The following is an 18,593-nucleotide window of genomic DNA, read 5'->3' as shown; positions in this document are numbered from 1 at the left end:
CTGTATCAGTAAGAAATCCCCCTTTGTTGCAACCAGGCCTCCTGCTTGGGCATGGTTTATTTTTAACAGGAGATGTCTGTCAGATTGCTGAACCCACCGGCCTCAAGACGTGCACTCGACGGTCGGTCGCTTCAGGCGCAATAAAACCAGCCCGGCAATGACCACGGCGATGCCGGCGTAGGCCGAGGCATGAATTCTGTCGCCGAACATCAACGCCGCCCATACGAGGGTGACCGGAGGCTCCAGGTAGACCAACGCGGCAACCTGGGTAGCCGTCATCACACGCAGCAGTTGCCACAGGCTCAAGTAAGCGGCAAAGGTGGAAAACACCGTCAACCACACAATCGAAACCAGTACGTCGGTGTCATGGGGAATGCTCAAGGTATCGGTGTACAACACAGCGCCGGTGAAACCGATCAGGCTCAGCAGCGATTGGATAAACAGCGGTATGAGCAAACCGACATTCTCGCTCTGCACCGAACGACGTTCGTACAGCGTCGCCAGGGTCAGCCCCAGCGCCGAGACCAGTGGCAACCCGTACATGGCCAGGCTTACCTCGGTTGCGCTATGGCTGTACTGCCCGGCGATCACAATTGCCACGCCCGCAAAGCTGATCACGAGCCCCACCCATTGCCAACCGCCGCTGCGCTCGGTGGCGCTGCCCGTCGACAATGCTGCGGTCATCAACGGCTGCATCGCCGCGATGATTGCCGCTATGCCTGGCGGCAAACCGTTCTGGATCGCCACATAGAGGCAGCTCAGGTACAGAAACTGCGACAGGCAACCGATCACCGCGTAGTGGCGGATCTGCGCCCATGTAACCTTTAACAACCTGACGTTCAGGAACAGCCCCAGGCACAGCGATACCAACAGGAATCGCCAAAACAGCAGGTTGAACGCACCGCCTTCCTGAGTGCCGAGCTTGGCGCCGATATAGCCCGAACTCCATGACAGGACAAACGCCCCTTGCAACAGCAGCAATCCCAGGGTTGATCGCTTCATGCAGCCCTCCAGCCTTAGTCGATTGACTTCAAGGCTAGGGACAGGAGACTCTTCTGTATATTTGAATAACCTGCACCATCAATCCGTAAAAGTCGAACCATGGCCAAACAGTTGAATATCGATTTACTGCGTACCTTTCATGCCGTCGCGCGCTTTGGTCGCTTCAACGAAGCGGCCGAGCACGTGCACCGCAGCGCTTCCACCGTAACCACGCAGATTCAGAAACTGGAAGACCAGGTCGGCCAGCGCCTGTTTAGCCGCAGCAACCAGGGCGTGGAGCTGACGCTGTACGGCAGAAAACTGCTGGACGAAACCAGCGAATTTCTCAAAAGCCACGACCGCCTTCTGATCGCCCTGATGCCCCAGCGCATGCAGGGCAAGATCCGCCTGGGCGTGCCCGACACTTATGCGCCCGCCTTCATCCAGGCATTTGTGCCACGACTGATCACCGACAACCCGCTGCTTGAGATGGAAATCGAAGCGCGCACCAGTGGCGAACTGCTGAGCCTGTTCACGGCAAACCAACTGGACCTGGCAATCACCGTCAGCGCACGGCCGCTGGCACAGGGTGAGCGCCTGGGCTCGGTGCAACCGCTATGGGTGGCAGCCGAGCAGTTCAGTTCTCCGCCAAACGCGCCGCTGCCCATCACCGTGCCCATCGCTGGTTGCCCGTATCGAGCGGCGGCGTTACAGGCGCTGAAAGATCACGGGGTTTACCATCGCGTACTGCTGGAAAGCCCCAACTCATCGGCAGTAGAGGCTTGCGTGCGCAGCGGCGTGGCCGTGGGCCTGATGGAGGAAAGCCGCATGGGCGAAGGGCTGAGACACATCACGCAACTGCCGGCCCTCCCCCGCCCAGCATCTGTATCTGCTGTGCGACACCGCTAATGCACTGGCGCTGCATCTGTACGAGCAAGTCAGGCACTTCAGGGTCTGAACGCCGTACACAAAAAAGCCCGCTGACCGTTACCGGTTCAGCGGGCTTTTGCTTAAGCCTTACTTACAGCGCAAGATCAGACGCCGGCTTGCTCGGCTCAGCCGCAGGCTTGGCAGCCTCGGTGGCCTGTGGAGCAGCCAGTTGCGGGATCGCTGGCGGTGGCGTCAGTTGCAGCACACCGGCCGTGTAGGCCCATTCCTTGGCAACCGCTTCAGGGCTTTCGTTCAGCTTGGTGCCGTAGCTTGGCACGATCTGGTGCAGTTTTTCCTGCCAGGCCGGGCTTGCTACCTTGTCCTTGAAGACTTTTTGCAGCACGGTCAGCATGATCGGCGCTGCGGTCGACGCGCCTGGCGATGCACCCAACAGGCCGGCAATGGAGTTGTCGGCGGAGCTGACCACTTCGGTACCGAGTTTCAGCACGCCGCCCTGCTCTTCGTCACGCTTGATGATCTGCACACGCTGGCCGGCTTGCCACAGGCGCCAGTCGGACTGCTTGGCGTTCGGGAAGTATTCCTGCAGCGCCTTGAAGCGGTCGTCATCGGACAGCATCAGTTGGCCGGCGAGGTACTCGACCAGCGGGTATTCACGAATACCGACCTTGGTCATCGGCCAGATGTTGTGAGTAGTGGTACTGGTCAGCAGATCCAGGTACGAGCCTTCCTTGAGGAACTTGGTCGAGAAGGTGGCGAATGGGCCAAACAGGATCACGCGCTTGCCGTCCAGCACGCGGGTGTCCAGGTGCGGAACCGACATCGGTGGCGAGCCTACCGAAGCCTTGCCGTAGGCCTTGGCCAGGTGCTGCTCGGCGACGGTTGGGTTATCGGTCACCAGGAACGAGCCGCCAACCGGGAAGCCGGCGTATTCCTTGGCTTCAGGAATGCCCGACTTTTGCAGCAGGTGCAGGGCACCGCCGCCGGCGCCGATGAACACGAACTTGGCGTCGGTTTCAGTCTTGGTGCCGTCTTTGAGGTTTTTGTAGCTCACACGCCACGAACCGTCGTCGTTGCGGGTGATGTCCTGCACTTCGCTCGACAGTTTCAGGTCGAACTTGGGGGTGGTTTGCAGGTGGGCAACGAACTGGCGGGTGATTTCGCCAAAGTTCACGTCGGTGCCGATCGGGCTCCAGGTGGCCGCGATTTTCTGGTTGGGGTCACGCCCTTCCATCATCAGCGGGACCCACTTGGCGATCTGCGCCGGGTCTTCGGAGTACTGCATGCCGGCGAACAGCGGGCTCGCCTTCAGCGCTTCGTAACGTTTTTTCAGGAACTTGATGTTGTCATCGCCCCACACAAAGCTCATGTGCGGTGTGGAGTTGATGAACGAACGCGGGTTCTTCAACACGCCTTGCTGGACCTGCCAGGACCAGAACTGACGGGAGATCTGGAACGCTTCGTTGATCTCGACCGCTTTAGGGATCTCAACGTTGCCGTTCTTGTCTTCCGGGGTGTAGTTCAGCTCGGCCAGGGCCGAGTGACCGGTACCGGCGTTGTTCCAGCCGTTGGAGCTTTCTTCGGCCACGCCATCGAGGCGCTCGACCATCTCCATCGACCAGTCCGGTTCCAGCTCATTGAGCCAGACACCCAGGGTCGCACTCATGATGCCGCCGCCGATCAGCAGCACATCGACTTTCTTTGCCTCTTCCGCGTGAACGGACGTGATCCCCATCGACAAAGCCAGCCCCAGCAGGGCAGTGTTTACTTTTTTAAACATCAGTAGCACCTATGATAAAACGCCATCCGCCCCACCGCCCCTGATTGTTCAAGGCTGCAGGGTGGGCACACAAGGCCGATGGATCGACCTCACTGTTATGTCCCTTCTGCGCTGACTTCTTATCATTATTGGCTTCAGCTACCTGGGCGACAGCCAATCGCTGGGACGTATACGGGTGTACGCACCAAGGAAAGCCTAGACCAGGACGGCGCGCAGAATATCACGCCAAACAGCGTTTATGCGCCGTTTGGCCGATTGACACCGCTAAATCGCGGCTTTTATTGCGCACGTGTCAAGACTGCCAGCCGCGACCTGGGGTCACAGGCCCGGAACTCTCGCGCTCGAGGCTGTTCTAGACACCTTCACAGTCGCCTGCGTAGCATCGGCGATTGTCTTTCGTGCACCTCATCCAAACAGAGCGATCCATGTCTATCCAGCAAACACCCGGGCACCTGCTGCCCGCGCGCAGCGCCGCCAAAATGGAAGCGGCGATGGCCGTGGGCGCGTTCGCCATCGGCACCGGCGAATTCGCCATCATGGGCCTGATGCCCGACATCGCCCAGAACCTGGGCTTGAGCGAACCGCAAGTCGGCCACGCCATCAGCGCCTACGCCCTCGGCGTGATGGTCGGCGCCCCGCTGCTGGCCATCCTCGGCGCCAAGCTGCTGCGCAAACACATGCTGCTGTTGCTGATGGGCCTCTACGCCCTGGGCAACTTCGCCACCGCCTTCACCCCCACCTTCGGCTCGCTGGTGGCCTTCCGCTTTATCAGCGGCCTGCCCCACGGCGCCTACTTCGGCATCGCCGCCGTGGTCGCCTCCAGCATGGTGCCCACCGACAAACGCGCCGGCGCGGTGGCCCGCGTCATGATGGGCCTGACCCTGGCCATGCTGCTGGGCAACCCCATCGCCACCTTCCTCGGCCAGCACCTGGGCTGGCGCTCGGCGTTCGCCCTGGTCAGCGTGATCGCCCTGCTCACCATCGCCCTGGTCTGGCAATTCGTGCCCCACCGCCACGACGAAGAACGCAGCGACCCGCGCAAAGAACTGCGCGCCTTCACCAAACCTCAAGTCTGGATGGCCCTGTCCATCGGCGCGATCGGCTTCGCCGGCATGTTCTGCGTATTCAGCTACCTGGCGCCGACCATGCTGGAAGTGACCAAAGTGTCGCCGCAGTGGATTCCGTTTGGCCTGGCAGCCTTTGGCGTGGGCGGCATCATCGGCAACATTGCCGGCGGCAAGCTGTTTGATCGCCTGCAATTTCGGGCCGTGGGTTGGATCATGGTGTGGTCGATGGCCGTGCTGATTTTCTTCACCTTCGCTGCCAGCTCACTGTGGAGCGTACTGCTGGGCATCGGCCTGGTCGGCACCATGATCGCCATGGCTGCGCCGCTGCAAATCCGCCTGATGGACATCGCCCACGAAGCCCCAAGTTTGGCGGCGGCCTCCAACCACGCGGCGTTCAACCTGGCGAACGCGCTGGGCCCCTGGCTTGGCGGCATAGCGATTACGGCCGGGCTCGGCTGGACAAGCACCGGCTACATCGGCGCGGTAACAGCCCTCATCGGCCTGGGCCTCTACCTCATCGCCCGTCGTATGAAGGGCGGCAACTAACGCCGCCGATTTTGCGCCGATCACAGTTCCAATGTGGGAGGGGGCTTGCCCCCGATAGCAATGGGTCAGTCAACACACCACTGACTGACCCACCACCCCATCAATCATCATGCAACAACCCCGACCCATACTCCCCATAACTACTCCCCAGCCCGCTGCCACCAAAATTCATCCTGGCGGCTTTGCTGGGGCTGTGGTCCCCAAACGCCTGGCATCCACCTGAAAAGCACGGGTCACTGCTCACGGCGGATGAAGATGAACAAGCGCTCAACAGCAACGTGCCGGTGATCATTGCGACTTTTACGAGGTTTGAGATCATGGTTGCAGTTCCCTGTGAGCTGGAGGCGCGGGGGTCCTCGCTTGCAGGGAATCGTAGACCTCAACGGCGCGGGGAATTATGAAACTTTGCCAGGGGGACAGGATGGGTTCAGGTTGCCGCCTTGGCGTAAGGCGGCGGGGTTGGTTGTCAGGCTTTGACTGGTTTGCTAACAGGCGCAACTTGCTCCTGGGCTCGGTCAACGAGTAGCGAACTCAACTCGATCAACTGCTGAATGCCCAGGGCGATGGCGCGTTGGGAGTCGTCGAGATCGAACGCCAGGGTGGCGGCCATTTCGTTGGCGGATGCTAGGTTTTCGGCGGCGTTGGCCAGGAGGGTTTCGGGGTCGAGGGTTGGGTTGACGAGAAAGAGGTTATTGCTTGGATGTTCGGTGGAGGCAGCGTCGTCGGATGGGGGCAAGTGATGGCTGATTGCTCGCTGGGCTGCGGCTTGAAGCTTGGGATCGGCGGAAGATGCGCTTTGATCAAGTGAAGAACTGCGTGTGTTGTAGTGCATGGGCGAAGCTCCAAATATTTATGGGAGTTAAAACGCCTTAGCAGTTCGGACTTCCACCTCCGGCCGCTGGGTTTGCAGCGGCTCGAGGAGGTTAGCTATGAGAGGTCTGACGAGCAAGCCGATAACTAGGTGGGAAAAATCCTAAAAGCAACCAACCAGTTCGCAACGAAGCTTAGTGCTCCTCCTAAATTCACCATTAGTGGGATTAAATCGCTATTAATCACCACAAGCTTCTCGAATTGCCAAAACAATGGGGGAAGATATCAAAATGACATCAAATTTTCCGCACAAATTAATCCGGTGACTCATGGAAGAAAAAACAATCTACCCAGCATCCACTATCGATACGTGATTTTGATTCTCCTCTCAATATCAGTATTTTTAATGACAGACAGATGGACTGAAAGAGGCGATTTCACACAATATTTGAGCAACGCCGCAACCATGACTTCGTTACTACTGGGTGTAGTACCCATTTTCCATTCATTTATATCAAACAGCAATATGCCCAACAGTCTCGGAAGCGTAAGTGAAGTATCTAAAGACGTGGGAAAAGTGGGCGAGAAAATTGCCGAGCACCACCAAAACTCAGGAGAATTAATTGTAGCTGGTGCGAAAAGCGCTCAAGCATTCGAAGAGGTCTCAAGGGAGATAACAGGTAACCTCCAAAACTTTCATGTTTTATTAAAAGACATGGACAGCAAAAACATTGCAATGCGCGCACTAATGGAGGGTATTCCAAGTAAGTTCAGCCAACTCGAGGCAAGATTCAACCAAGTTGCTGACAGCGTTGAAAAACAGGAACAGGTGGCGGCCCCTCCCGGACAAGCTAATCAATGGAACTTAACCATGTTCGTGTCAAGATCGGGAGACGCTGAAAACTTCATTACCTACGCGTGCATTCTTCATGCCGAGCAAGATAAAATCTTGGATGTTCAGAAGGTATGTGAAATTTTAGAATTTGGAAATGCAGCTGTTCTCAACTCATTTATCCGATGCCTTGACTCAGCAGATTTAATAACCCTTATAACATCTGAAACAGGCAATATGACATATCATGTCTCCACAGATACCGATGTAAAGGCGGGCGACTATGCAGAACTAATAGTTGAAGACATAAAAAAGCACCACACCAATAAAAAAGCTGATGAGCTGTTTAAATCACTTGACAACCTCAAAGATTATGCCTTTCAGCGAAATTAAAATATCACTTACCACCTTTCTCTTAGGCAATATCAAACAAGAGCAGAAACGGAACAAATATATTTACAGCTCGTCGAGAACTTATTAGTATGCAAAAAAAGCCGCCTTACCGGCGGCTAATTGTTTTGGGAACGATCTCTGGCTACTACGCCTTCAGCTCATCTGGCGTATGCGTCTTGAGCCAATCAGCCAAGGCTGCGTTCATTCGCGTTTGCCAGCCCGGCCCAGAAGCCCTGAATTTCTCCAGCACCTCAGCATCAAAACGAACATTCACGTGTTCTTTAGTCGCTTCCGACTTTGGTCGGCCACGCTTTGGCTTGAGCATTTCCTTCGCCTGAGCGTTGCCAAACAACCCAACAAGCACTTCGCTGGCTGGTTTGGCCTTGGCAAAATCCTCGGCCGACCATTCGGGGTTTGCCGTATCGACCATTTCAGGACTGGGTTTCTTGGTCATAATTTTTGACCTCCCGTTTGTTGGCTTTACGAAAGCTGATAACGTGGACCGCGTCACCCCGTGGGGTAAACACTACGACATGCAGCCGACCCCCTATGTACCCCATCGCCCGATAACGACACTCGCCGTAGTCAAATCGATCATCCTGCAGGATCAAGGCCGTGGACCACTCAAAGTCTCGCACCAGCGCAAATGGGAGACTACGCTCTGAAACGTTGCGAGCGTCTTTGGCTGGATCATAGGTAATCTGCATAAATTATCGTAGCCACAATAAATAGCCAACACAAGGTTTACGTCGAAACCCTAGCCGGCATGTGCTCTAGGTGTCACTGGAGATTAAGTAACTAGCCGTGAGAACCCGCCGAGTACCTGACAAGCATCCCTGATAAACTGCTCGCCTTTCCGCACGCTAGCTCAGATCCCCAATGCCCCTACAAACCGCTCCCCTCTCCCGCCGCTTCTCCGTCGCCCCCATGATGGATTGGACCGACCGTCACTGCCGGTTCTTCCTACGCCTGCTCTCCAAACACGCCCTGCTCTACACCGAAATGGTCACCACCGGCGCGATCCTCCATGGCGACCACGAGCGCTTCCTGCGCCACAACGAAGCCGAGCACCCGCTGGCGCTGCAATTGGGCGGCAGTGTTCCGGCTGATTTGGCCGCCTGTGCCCGTATGGCCGAAGCCGCCGGTTATGACGAAGTGAACCTGAACGTCGGCTGCCCCAGTGATCGGGTGCAGAACAACATGATCGGCGCAATCCTCATGGCGCACCCTGCCCTGGTGGCGGACTGTGTGAAGGCGATGCGCGATGCGGTGTCGATTCCGGTGACGGTGAAGCACCGTATCGGCATCAATGGGCGGGACAGTTATGCCGAGTTGTGTGATTTCGTCGGGACGGTGAAGGACGCCGGTTGTACCAGTTTTACCGTGCATGCGCGCATTGCGATTCTGGAAGGGTTGTCGCCCAAGGAGAACCGCGACATTCCGCCGTTGCGTTATGACATTGCGGCGCAGTTGAAGCGGGACTTCCCGGCGTTGGAGATCAATCTCAATGGCGGCATCAAGACGCTGGAGCAATGCGAGGAGCATTTGCAGACGTTTGATGGGGTGATGCTGGGGCGGGAGGCTTATCACAATCCGTATCTGCTGGCGGAGGTGGATCAGCGGTTGTTTGGTAGCGAGGCGCCGGTGATCAGCCGGGCGGAGGCGTTGGCGCAGTTGCGGCCTTATATCGCGGAGCATTTGGCCAGTGGTGGGACGATGCATCACATTACTCGGCATGTGTTGGGGCTGGGCACCGGTTTCCCGGGGGCGCGCAAGTTCAGGCAGTTGTTGTCGGTGGATATTCATAAGGCGGCGGATCCGTTGGCGTTGTTGGATCAGGCGGGGGAATTGTTGGAGGGGCGGTGACTGGTTGGCTTGCAGGGGGTCAGGTAGTTTTGGGTTGACGGATATATTGCTATCGGGGGCAAGCCCCCTCCCACATTGGGTGCCGTGTGTGTCAGGGGAGGTATCGGTGGCTGTGGAGGCGCTATCGGGCAGTTGGGTTGAACCTGCCATCGATTCTGGCCTCCTATTGAGCAGTACGGCCGGTATTTAACGGCTGTTTTCAGGTTGTTGCCCCGCGCAAACGACCGAACGCATTTGCGCCCTTGAGCGCCTGCCAGCGCTCGGGTAATGTCATCAGACCCACAGGACAGAGCACGCCCATGACTTCCAAGCTGGAACAACTCAAGCAATTCACCACAGTCGTAGCCGATACCGGCGATTTTTCTACCCTCGCCAAGCTCAAGCCGCAAGATGCGACCACCAACCCTTCCCTGTTGCTCAAGGCTGCGTCGATCGCAGGCTATGCCAAGCTGCTGGATGAGTGTGTGCAGGACTGCAACGGCGACGTTGGCCTGGCCAGTGACCGCTTTGCCGTGGCGGTGGGTCAAGAGATTCTCAAAGTCGTACCGGGCCGTATTTCCACTGAGGTGGATGCCCGTCTGTCGTTCGACGAAGACGCGATTCTCAAGCGTGCGCACCGTCTGATTGATCTGTACGACAAAGCCGGCGTTGGCCGTGACCGTGTGCTGATCAAGATCGCTTCCACCTGGGAAGGCATCCGCGCCGCCGAGAAGCTGGAAAAAGAAGGCATCCAGACCAACCTGACCCTGCTGTTCTCCTTCGCCCAGGCCGTGGCCTGCGCTGAAGCGGGTGTGTTCCTGATTTCGCCGTTCGTGGGCCGTATCTACGATTGGTACAAGAAGGCCAACGGCAACGACTACACCGGTTCCGATGACCCGGGCGTGCAGTCGGTGACGCGCATCTACAACTACTACAAGGCCAACGGCTACAAGACGGTGGTGATGGGTGCGAGCTTCCGTAACCTGAGCCAGATCGAGGAGCTGGCCGGGTGTGATCGTCTGACCATCAGCCCGGACCTGCTGGAGAAGCTGGCGGCGGATGAAGGCAAGCTGGAGCGCAAGTTGTCGCCGGGCCATGCCGGTGAAGCGCGGGTGCATATGACTGAAGCGCAGTTCCGTTGGGAGTCCAACGAGGATGCGATGGCGACTGAGAAGCTGGCAGAGGGGATTCGTCAGTTTGCTCGGGATCAGGAGAAGCTTGAAGCGTTGTTGACTGCCAAGTTGTAAGACGGACGGCGACAAAAAGGGCGGCACTCTCGCGGGTGCCGCCCTTTTTTGTGAAAGCCAGTCTCAAGCCAGTCGCAGATTAAATGTGGGAGGGGGCTTGCCCCCGATGGCGGTGGGTCAGTTGTGTATTTACTGACTGACACACCGCTATCGGGGGCAAGCCCCCTCCCACATTTGAGCGCATTTCAATTGGGGATCAGTGGCGCTCGAGAGCGTTAACGAGGTCGTGGAAGGCTTCGCGGTTGGACTCGTTCAGGCCCATCAGGATCTTGTGTGCTTCAAGCACCTTGATCCGCACGATTTCCTCGGACTGGTCCTGCGACGGCAGGTCGGTCAGGCATTCCGGGCAGGGGATCGGGCGGTCAACGATATTGAACACCTGATCAAAACCCATGGACTGCAGCAGACGGGTGATGTCTTCGTGGGTGGTGACCACCGTCGGCAACAGGCCGACCTTCTGCCGCGACAGAATGGACAATTTGGCCAACAGGCCCAGGGTGGTGCTGTCGATGCTGCGGGTTTCGGTCAGATCGATCACGATCGCCGAGAAGTTCAGCGCTGTGAAGATCCGCTCGATCGTCGCATCCAGCGCCGAACACAGGGTCAGGCGCACTTCACCGACAAACTTCAGGACGAAGGTCCCGTCTTGCTCGGCGAATTGGATTCTTCCGGTACTCATCAAAGATTCCTGCTCAACACCAATAGGGCGATATCATCCGGCATCTCCCCTAGCGTGGCCAATCCAAAAACCTGCCGCAGACCATCCAGGCTGCCGCCCGCCGACTTGACCTTTTGGGGCAAGGCGGCTTCTTTCTCTTTAAGTGTAGGCTCTGGAAGAAGGTCCAGGATGCCGTCGGACATCAGCGTCAGGCTGAAGGTCGGCGGCAGTTCCAGGATGTGGTCTTCATAGGTGGCTTCATTGAACAAGCCCACCGGCAGGCCACGCCCTTCGAGGTAACGCACACTGTCAGGAGTGTACAGAACAGGCATCGGCAGGTGACCGCCAATGCTGTAGGTCAAAAGACCGGTTTCTTCATCGATCACGCCGCCAACCATCGTCACGTGCTTGCCCAGCTTGCAGCTGATCAGGCCCCGATTGATGTGGCCCAGCACCTCGGAGGGGGTAAACTCCGGCAAGGTGCCATTGCGCTTGGATTCGAACAACAACCGCGTGGTCATGAACTTCAACAACACGGTGACAAACGCAGAAGATGCACCGTGGCCGGACACATCGGCCAGGTAGAACGCCACGCGCCGCTCATCCACACGGAAATAGTCGACAAAATCCCCCGACAGGTACAACGACGGGATGATCTGGTGCGCGAACTGGAAATCGTCGATGGTCCAGGGGCTCACCGGCAGCATGTTCATCTGCACCTGGCGACCGGCGTTCTGGTCTTCCTGGAGCAGGTTCAGGCTGGCTTCGAGCTCGCGGTTGGCAGTTTCGAGCTTTTCGCGGTAGCGCTGGTTTTCCTGGAGCAGGCGGGCACGGTCCAGGGCGCGACGCACCGAGTGTTCCAGCACCGCCAGGTCTTCCAGGGGCTTGATCAGGTAATCGGCGGCGCCCAGGCGCAAGGCTTCAACGGCGTCATTCATGACCCCGGCACCGGACACGACAATCACCGGTGTCTGCGGAGCACGCTCGGTCACCTGGCGAATCAGTTCGAGGCCGCCCATCTGGGGCATGCGCAGGTCGCAGATCACGAGGTCGGGCTGGTCGCGCTCGAATACCTGGAGACCCTGTTGGCCGTTGCCGGCCTGCAGGACGCTGAAGCCACTGTCTTCCAAATAGGCCGCGAGGCTCGCGCGCACTACTTCGTCGTCATCGATTATCAGCAGCGTGGCACTGGTTTTTTGCATGTGGGCAAACGGCGCCAGAATTAGGTTGGCGTAGGTGGCTCGACAATGGCCGGGCTCACGTACTGGATTCGCTTTCTAGCCTCTCTGTCCTACAAAGCATTGGGATTTACCCCATGCACAACCGTAAAGCAGAGGTGCCCTTCTAAGGCGCAGACGGTACTCCCATCCGTGAGGGGTTTCAAGCTCATGCCGATGGTCGCCGAACGTCTTTACACGGCAAATCACCGGGAGTTATAAGAACGCTCATGACCACAACCCAAAGTAAGGATGGATGCTGTGAGCGAACATGAGCGCGACTACGCGGAAAAACGCGACTTCATCCGCATGCGGGTGGATGCCGATGTGTCCTTGATCCACGCCGGGCAGGAAATTGCAGGGGTCTGCCTGGACCTTTCCAGCTCCGGCATGCAGGTGCAGGCACCTCGCCAGTTCAGCGTCGGTGACTTGCTGACCGTGCGCATCGATTCGGAGCACGCCGCACTCAGGGGTCTTGAGGCTGATACCGAGGTGGTGTGGGCCAAGGCCGTAGGCGATGAGCAGCAGCTGGGCCTGAAGATTTTGAAAATGCGCTGATCCACGCGCACAAAAAAAGGCGACTGTTCAAAGGTCGCCTTTTTCATTTCAAAACGTCACAGCTTAAAAGTCGTCGACAACCTTGCCGTCCTTGACCTTGAACTCACGGTTCTGCAGGTAAGCGTTACGGATAAAGGTGTACTTGTCGCCGCTGATCAGCTTTTCGCTGTCGAGCAGGTTGGCACGGGCGTCGACCACATTCAGGCCAAAGGTGCTGTTGCGCCAGCCGATATCGTTCATGTAGCGGTACGGTTGGGTGTAGCTGTCCACGTATTTGGACGGCGCATCACGCAAGGTGCTCGGGCCCATCAACGGGATCATCACGTAGGGACCGCTGCCGACGCCCCAGTAGCCGAGGGTCTGGCCGAAGTCTTCATCGCTGCGCTGCAGCCCCATTTTGGTGCCGACATCGATAAAGCCCAGCACGCCGAACGTGGTGTTGACCAGCAAGCGAGCCGTGTCGACGCCAGCATTGTGCGGCTTGAGCTGCAACACGTTGTTGGCCAGGTTGCCGACATCGCCGATGTTGCGGAAGAAGTTGTGAACGCCGTCCTGCACGAATTGCGGGGTGACGAACTGATAGCCTTGGGCGATTGGCTTGAGGGCGTAGGTGTCAACGGTGTCGTTGAAGGTGAAGATCGGGCGGTTGACGCTTTCCCATGGATCATCTTCCGTCGCGGCCTGGGCGGCGAACGGTGCCATTAGGACGGTGGCACACACCGACAACTGAGCGAAGTACTGGCTCCAGCGCATAGCTTTTGCTCCTTGAATAGTCTGTCATGGGCGCTATGCCCTGAATAAGGCGGCCAGTATATGACGGAAGTGTGGATTTAGGCAGCTGCAAGGAAACGACTTTCATAATTTGCACAAAATTCCTACAAATACGCGCCGATGTCATCCACCTGTCATGCCGCCCCGATAGCGTTGCAGCTATTTCAGGGACGTTCAGATGCCACATGCCGAAATCGCCGCCGCCACTGCCCCCGCGTTGACTGCCGTGTTGTTTGGCCTGAGTGGCTGCCTGGTGGATTTCGGTTCCCAGGCCCGGCGCGACTCACCCTCCCCCGACTCCCAGGCCACACCCGGCGCGCTGAAAATCCTGCGCAGCCTGAAAGAGCAAGGCGTGCCCTGCACCTGGCTGGATGAACTGCCGCCGTCTGTCACCACGCCACTGGCCGCGACCCTGCCCGCGTGGATCAAGGCCGCCTCACCCTCCACCATCCGCTGGCCGGCGCCCCACGCCTGCTGGCAAGCCTTGATGGAACTGAACATCGATCGCCTGGACGGCTGCGTGCTGGTCAGCGGCGAACCGCGCCTGCTGCAATCGGGCTTGAACGCCGGGCTGTGGACCATCGGCCTGGCCTCCTGCGGCTCGCTGTGCGGCGTGGCGCCGGAGCAATGGCAGGCACTGAGCGAAAAGGAACGCGAGCACAAGCGCGGCAAGGCCACCGTGGCGCTCTATGGATTAGGCGTGCACTCGGTGATCGACCACCTCGGTGAGCTCGACACCTGCCTGGCCGACATCCGCCTGCGCCGCCTCAAAGGCGAGAAGCCCTGACAAGGATCATGCACAGTGGGCGCCGGTGGATTAATCTACAGGCCAGTTCATAGACCTTTCCCGGCGTGCCGCGGTCTATGCCAGTGCCTATCGATAAAAGGAAAGAATGTCATGCCTGATCGCAAAAAACTGGAAGAACAGGTCGAGATCCTGCGCGGGCAGCTGGAACAGGAACCGCCGCTGCCGGAAGAAAAACGCGAAGCGCTGGAAGCCTTGATCGCCAAGTTTGAAGTGCAACTTGAACTGGAGCCGGCTACCCAGTCGCCCAGCATTTCCGACGACGTGAATCAAGCGGCCATAGAGTTCGACGCTGAACACCCGGTCATTTCCGGGACATTGCGCAACATCATGATCACCTTGGGCAACATCGGCATCTAACCTGCCCGCGAGCCTAGCGCAGATCCAAAATGTGGGAGGGGGCTTGCCCCCGATAGCGGAGTGTCAGTCACAGCATCTGTGTCTGAAACCCTGCAATCGGGGGCAAGCCCCCTCCCACATTGGGTTTTATGTGCAGGCTTACTGGCGCGCCAGGCGTACGTTCCGGAACGCCACATCCTCGGTGCTGCGATACGGGTTGATGTCCAGCCCACCCCGGCGCACATACCGTGCGTACACGGTCAGTTTCTGCGGCTTGAGCAAGCGCTGCAGGTCCAGGAAGATGCGCTCCACGCACTGTTCGTGGAAGTCCGAGTGCTGACGGAAGCTCACCAGGTACGCCAACAGGCTGGCGTGATCCAGCGCCGCACCCCGGTACTCCACCACCACACTGCCCCAATCGGGCTGGCTGGTGACCGGGCAGTTGGATTTGAGCAGGTGGCTGTGCACGCTCTCTTCCACCACACGCGAGTCATCACAGCGCAACAGTTCCGGGCGCGGATGTTCGTAGCTGCTGACGTTGATATCCAGGTCATCGATGCATACGCCCGGCAACGCCATCACGCCTTGCGCCTCGATTTCGGCCAGGCTGCGGATGCGCACGCTGACCGGCTTGCCGGCGGCGGCGCTGAGGTCGTTGCGCAGGGTCTCTTCCAGGCCATGGGTGTCGGCGAACGCGGTCTGGTTCAACGAATTGAGGTACAGCTTGAAGGACTTGGACTCGATGATGTTCGGCGAGTCGGCCGGGATGCTGAACTCACCGATGGCCACCACCGGCTTACCGGACGGCAGCAACCAGGACAGTTCGAAGCAGTTCCAGAAATCCACACCCGTGTAGGGCAGGGTCTCGGCGCTCAGGCCCAGCTCGGCCCACTTGGCCGCGCGAGGGATCGGGAACAGCAACGAAGGGGTGTACGTGGAGATGTATTCACTGGACTTGCCCAGCGGCGAATGTTCGGCTGCGGGATGCATGGCGGAAACCTGGCTAAATAAACCGCGCCAGTCTACCAGCCTTTGCTCCCGCCCTTAAGGAACGCCTTACTCAACGGTCAGCGTGCCGACCATGCCCGCCTGGTAATGGCCGGGAAGATTGCAGGCAAACTCAAGCCCTGTGGCCCTGGTAAAGGTCCAGGTCAGCTCGGCGGTTTTGCCGGGCTCGACCAGCACACTGTTGGGGTCATCGTGCTTCATCGCGCCGTGCTCCATTTTACTGTGGTCCATGGCGCCCATACCGGTGGCCGTGAGCATGCCGCTGGCTTGCATCTGCAACATTTCCTTCTGATGTTCGGCGTGCATGGCCGCGTCGCCAAGGTTGAACTCATGCAGCAACCGGCCTTTATTGACCAACACAAAACGGACCGTCTCACCGGCCTTGACGTCGAGGGACTTGGGTGAAAAGGCCATGTCCTGCAAGGTCACTTCGACTGTGCGTGTGGCTTTGTCAGCCGCAGCGGGTTGGCCGAACGCATAGGTGTGGGCCGCATCGGCCATGGCATCGACGCTCAGCGCCAACAGGCAGCCCGCCACAAATAAAGGTGTACGCAACGCCATCTTTCACTCTCCACAATGGGTGACTCGCTGAGGGAGCACTTTAAGATGGCCACGCTGCCAGCCAACTGACTGCTAGATTACAACTTTGTCAGGTTGCCCCCTTACCCTTGAGCCCAAGGTATAAAGCCCGGCGCCCACCGTTGCCACGAGCCGCCCATGAAACTGCTGATTGTCGAAGACCAACCAAAAACCGGCCACTATCTGCGCCAGGGCCTGGCCGAAGCCGGGTTTACCACCGAGTTGGTGGCCGACGGCACCAGCGGCCAGCACCTGGCGCTGACCGGCGACTATGACTTGCTGATCCTCGACGTGATGCTGCCCGGTCGTGATGGCTGGCAAATCCTGCAAGCGGTGCGCAGCGCAGGCCTGGAGATGCCGGTGTTGTTTCTTACCGCACGCGACGCGGTGGAGGATCGCGTGCACGGCCTGGAGCTGGGCGCCGACGATTACCTGGTCAAGCCCTTCGCCTTCTCCGAGCTGCTCGCCCGCGTGCGCAGCCTGTTACGGCGTGGTGGCAGCACGCCGCAGGACACCCACCTGCAACTGGCCGACCTGCGCCTGGACCTGATCCGCCGCCGCGTCGAACGCAGCGGCCAGCGTATCGACCTCACCGCCAAGGAGTTTTCCCTGCTGGAACTGCTGCTGCGCCGCCAGGGCGAAGTGCTGCCCAAGTCGCTGATCGCCTCACAGGTGTGGGACATGAATTTCGACAGTGACACCAACATCATCGAAGTGGCGATCCGCCGCCTGCGCCTGAAAGTCGACGATGCCTTTCCCAACAAGCTGATCCACACGGTGCGCGGCATGGGCTATGTACTGGAGGAGCGCTTCACGTGATCCAGCGCCTGTCCCTCGCCAGCCGCCTGGCACTGCTGTTTGCCGCGTGCACCGCCGTGGTTTCGCTGCTCGCCGGCGTGTTGTTCAACCACGCCAGCGAGGCGCACTTTATCGAGCTGGACCAGCAGCAATTGGACAGCCGGCTGGTGACGCTGCGCAACACGTTGCAGGGTGTCGACTCGCCGCAAGCCTTCGCCCGGCGCGAACCCCAATTGCGCGCCGACCTCAACCATCAACCCGACCTCACCTTGCGCATCAGCGCGGCCGGCCAGCGCTGGCTTGACCAGGCACCCGGCGTGGCGTTGCCCGAGGCACCCGGCCTGCACAGCCTGCAGCAGGCCGGCACCGCCTATCGCGTGTACAACGCGCCCTTGAGCCCCGGCCAACCTGGCTCAGCGCAGTTGACCCTGATACTCGACATCACCCACCACCAGCATTTTCTGCAGCGCATGCAGCGCTTGATCTGGCTGACCGTCGGCCTCTCGGCCCTGGCCACCGCGCTGCTCGGCGCCTGGGCGGCGCGCAGCGGGCTGCGACCCTTGCGGCGCATGGGCGAAGTCGCCGCCGGCGTGTCCGCCCATTCCCTGACGCAACGCTTGCCGCAGCACCAGATGCCGGCCGAACTGGCGGAGTTGGCGCAGACCTTCAATGCCATGCTGGGCCGCCTGGACGACGCGTTCCAGCGCCTCTCAGCCTTCTCCGCCGATATCGCCCACGAACTGCGCACGCCGCTGTCGAACCTGCTGACCCAGACCCAGGTCATCCTCACCCAGCCGCGCCCACTGGAGGATTACCGCGAAGCGCTGCACAGCAACCTGGAGGAATTGCAGTGGATGGCGCAATTGGTCAACGACATGCTGTACCTGGCCAAAGCCGACCACGGTTTGCTGAACCCCAAGCGCGAGCCTTTGGCACTGGCTGATGAAGTCGAGGCGTTGCTGGAGTTTTTTGCACTGCTGGCCGAAGACGCGCAGGTTTCGCTGGTGTGCGACGGCCATGCCCACACGCCCGGTGATCGCGGCATGTTACGCCGAGCCCTGTCCAATCTGTTGGAGAACGCACTCAGGTTTACCCCGGCGGGCGGCGAAGTGCGGGTGCGCCTGGCAGACGATGAGCGCGGCGTGAAGCTGACGGTGGAAAACACCGGGGAAGGTATTTCGAAAGATGTGTTACCCAAGCTGTTCGATCGCTTCTACCGGGCCGATCCGGCGCGGCGCGAGGGCAGCAGCGAGCATGCGGGGCTGGGGCTGGCGATTACCCAGTCGATTGTGCGGGCGCATGGGGGGAGGATTTATTGTGAGTCTGAGGCGCGGTGGACGCGGTTTGTGATTGAGTTGCCTCACCTATGATCGTTCCCACGCTCTGCGTGGGAATGCCTCATTGGACGCTCTGCGTCCGCTGTTGTGACGCAGAGCGTCACGGGATGCGTTCCCACGCAGAGCGAGGGAAC

20 protein-coding genes and 1 pseudogene are annotated in these 18,593 nt (G+C 59.1%); 10 read left to right on the top strand and 11 right to left on the bottom strand.

What is annotated here, in order from left to right; all coding sequences use genetic code 11:
• Positions 1-102 precede the first annotated feature (102 nt).
• The gene (locus BFP93_RS13915) at positions 103-1,002 is read right to left on the bottom strand and encodes a DMT family transporter (protein WP_065893555.1); all 900 of its coding nucleotides are present in this window, start codon (positions 1,000-1,002) and stop codon (positions 103-105) included.
• 99 nt (positions 1,003-1,101) lie between these two features.
• On the opposite strand from BFP93_RS13915, the pseudogene BFP93_RS13910 reads away from it, so the two are divergent.
• Positions 1,102-1,939: pseudogene (locus tag BFP93_RS13910) on the top strand (LysR family transcriptional regulator).
• Positions 1,940-2,002: 63 nt separating this feature from the next.
• On the opposite strand, the gene mqo reads toward BFP93_RS13910, so the two are convergent.
• Positions 2,003-3,649, bottom strand: a complete 1,647-nt coding sequence (mqo, locus tag BFP93_RS13905) for a malate dehydrogenase (quinone) (protein WP_065886373.1) — start codon at positions 3,647-3,649, stop codon at positions 2,003-2,005.
• A 425-nt stretch (positions 3,650-4,074) separates the two neighbouring features.
• Between mqo and BFP93_RS13900 the strand changes: the two genes are divergently transcribed.
• Positions 4,075-5,262 (top strand): MFS transporter, encoded by a 1,188-nt coding sequence (locus tag BFP93_RS13900; protein WP_065893554.1) that lies wholly within the window; start codon positions 4,075-4,077, stop codon positions 5,260-5,262.
• A gap of 100 nt (positions 5,263-5,362) precedes the next feature.
• Here BFP93_RS13900 and BFP93_RS29260 read toward each other — a convergent pair whose 3' ends face one another.
• Positions 5,363-5,581, bottom strand: a complete 219-nt coding sequence (locus BFP93_RS29260) for a hypothetical protein (RefSeq protein ID WP_083205664.1) — start codon at positions 5,579-5,581, stop codon at positions 5,363-5,365.
• 147 nt (positions 5,582-5,728) lie between these two features.
• Entirely contained in the window at positions 5,729-6,094 is a 366-nt protein-coding gene (locus BFP93_RS13895; RefSeq protein ID WP_065893553.1) for a DUF6124 family protein, read from the bottom strand.
• A gap of 129 nt (positions 6,095-6,223) precedes the next feature.
• On the opposite strand from BFP93_RS13895, the gene BFP93_RS28430 reads away from it, so the two are divergent.
• Positions 6,224-7,297, top strand: coding sequence for a hypothetical protein (locus BFP93_RS28430; RefSeq protein WP_141687973.1), 1,074 nt, complete (start codon positions 6,224-6,226; stop codon positions 7,295-7,297).
• A 145-nt stretch (positions 7,298-7,442) separates the two neighbouring features.
• On the opposite strand, the gene BFP93_RS13885 is transcribed toward BFP93_RS28430, so the two are convergent.
• Together BFP93_RS13885 and BFP93_RS29685 are read right to left on the bottom strand one after the other, a co-directional pair.
• Positions 7,443-7,751: a BrnA antitoxin family protein gene (locus BFP93_RS13885; protein WP_065893551.1), complete on the bottom strand. Its 309-nt coding sequence runs from the start codon at positions 7,749-7,751 to the stop codon at positions 7,443-7,445.
• Positions 7,729-8,004 carry a BrnT family toxin gene (locus BFP93_RS29685; protein WP_065893550.1) on the bottom strand — a complete coding sequence of 92 codons (276 nt, stop codon included), beginning with the start codon at positions 8,002-8,004 and terminating at the stop codon, positions 7,729-7,731. The genes BFP93_RS13885 and BFP93_RS29685 overlap by 23 nt, the downstream gene beginning before the upstream one ends.
• Positions 8,005-8,176: 172 nt before the next feature.
• On the opposite strand from BFP93_RS29685, the gene dusA reads away from it, so the two are divergent.
• Together dusA and tal are read left to right on the top strand one after the other, a co-directional pair.
• Positions 8,177-9,163, top strand: a complete 987-nt coding sequence (gene dusA / locus BFP93_RS13875; protein WP_065893549.1) for a tRNA dihydrouridine(20/20a) synthase DusA — start codon at positions 8,177-8,179, stop codon at positions 9,161-9,163.
• Positions 9,164-9,462: 299 nt separating this feature from the next.
• Positions 9,463-10,389: a transaldolase gene (gene tal, locus BFP93_RS13870; protein ID WP_065893548.1), complete on the top strand. Its 927-nt coding sequence runs from the start codon at positions 9,463-9,465 to the stop codon at positions 10,387-10,389.
• A gap of 196 nt (positions 10,390-10,585) precedes the next feature.
• On the opposite strand, the gene rssC is transcribed toward tal, so the two are convergent.
• Together rssC and rssB are read right to left on the bottom strand one after the other, a co-directional pair.
• Complete coding sequence (gene rssC, locus BFP93_RS13865; RefSeq protein WP_017848891.1) at positions 10,586-11,068, bottom strand: anti-sigma factor antagonist RssC; 483 nt, start codon at positions 11,066-11,068, stop codon at positions 10,586-10,588.
• Positions 11,068-12,249 (bottom strand): two-component system response regulator RssB, encoded by a 1,182-nt coding sequence (gene rssB / locus BFP93_RS13860; RefSeq protein ID WP_057722957.1) that lies wholly within the window; start codon positions 12,247-12,249, stop codon positions 11,068-11,070. Before rssB ends, rssC begins: the two co-directional genes overlap by 1 nt.
• Positions 12,250-12,525: 276 nt before the next feature.
• Here rssB and BFP93_RS13855 point away from each other — a divergent pair, with 276 nt between their 5' ends.
• Positions 12,526-12,822 (top strand): PilZ domain-containing protein, encoded by a 297-nt coding sequence (locus tag BFP93_RS13855; protein ID WP_065886361.1) that lies wholly within the window; start codon positions 12,526-12,528, stop codon positions 12,820-12,822.
• Between the two features lie 63 nt (positions 12,823-12,885).
• On the opposite strand, the gene BFP93_RS13850 is transcribed toward BFP93_RS13855, so the two are convergent.
• Positions 12,886-13,524, bottom strand: a complete 639-nt coding sequence (locus BFP93_RS13850; protein WP_370737799.1) for an MlaA family lipoprotein — start codon at positions 13,522-13,524, stop codon at positions 12,886-12,888.
• A gap of 247 nt (positions 13,525-13,771) precedes the next feature.
• Between BFP93_RS13850 and BFP93_RS13845 the strand changes: the two genes are divergently transcribed.
• Together BFP93_RS13845 and BFP93_RS13840 are read left to right on the top strand one after the other, a co-directional pair.
• Positions 13,772-14,380 (top strand): phosphatase, encoded by a 609-nt coding sequence (locus BFP93_RS13845; RefSeq protein WP_065893546.1) that lies wholly within the window; start codon positions 13,772-13,774, stop codon positions 14,378-14,380.
• Between the two features lie 111 nt (positions 14,381-14,491).
• Positions 14,492-14,758 (top strand): DUF4404 family protein, encoded by a 267-nt coding sequence (locus BFP93_RS13840; RefSeq protein ID WP_065886358.1) that lies wholly within the window; start codon positions 14,492-14,494, stop codon positions 14,756-14,758.
• A 138-nt stretch (positions 14,759-14,896) separates the two neighbouring features.
• Here the strand turns inward: BFP93_RS13840 and queF are convergent, their stop codons facing one another.
• Together queF and BFP93_RS13830 are read right to left on the bottom strand one after the other, a co-directional pair.
• Positions 14,897-15,727 (bottom strand): NADPH-dependent 7-cyano-7-deazaguanine reductase QueF, encoded by an 831-nt coding sequence (gene queF, locus BFP93_RS13835; RefSeq protein WP_065893545.1) that lies wholly within the window; start codon positions 15,725-15,727, stop codon positions 14,897-14,899.
• 66 nt (positions 15,728-15,793) lie between these two features.
• The gene (locus tag BFP93_RS13830; RefSeq protein WP_065893544.1) at positions 15,794-16,306 is read right to left on the bottom strand and encodes a copper-resistant cuproprotein CopI; all 513 of its coding nucleotides are present in this window, start codon (positions 16,304-16,306) and stop codon (positions 15,794-15,796) included.
• Between the two features lie 156 nt (positions 16,307-16,462).
• On the opposite strand from BFP93_RS13830, the gene BFP93_RS13825 reads away from it, so the two are divergent.
• Both BFP93_RS13825 and BFP93_RS13820 read left to right on the top strand, forming a co-directional pair.
• Positions 16,463-17,143 (top strand): heavy metal response regulator transcription factor, encoded by a 681-nt coding sequence (locus tag BFP93_RS13825; protein ID WP_065893543.1) that lies wholly within the window; start codon positions 16,463-16,465, stop codon positions 17,141-17,143.
• Entirely contained in the window at positions 17,140-18,492 is a 1,353-nt protein-coding gene (locus BFP93_RS13820; protein ID WP_065893542.1) for a heavy metal sensor histidine kinase, read from the top strand. Before BFP93_RS13825 ends, BFP93_RS13820 begins: the two co-directional genes overlap by 4 nt.
• Positions 18,493-18,593 lie beyond the last annotated feature (101 nt).

Origin of the sequence: Pseudomonas sp. 44 R 15 (genome assembly GCF_900004965.1) — a bacterium.
Classification (GTDB): Bacteria; Pseudomonadota; Gammaproteobacteria; order Pseudomonadales; family Pseudomonadaceae; genus Aquipseudomonas; species Aquipseudomonas orientalis_A.
This window is presented reverse-complemented; position numbering and strand designations above follow the sequence as displayed.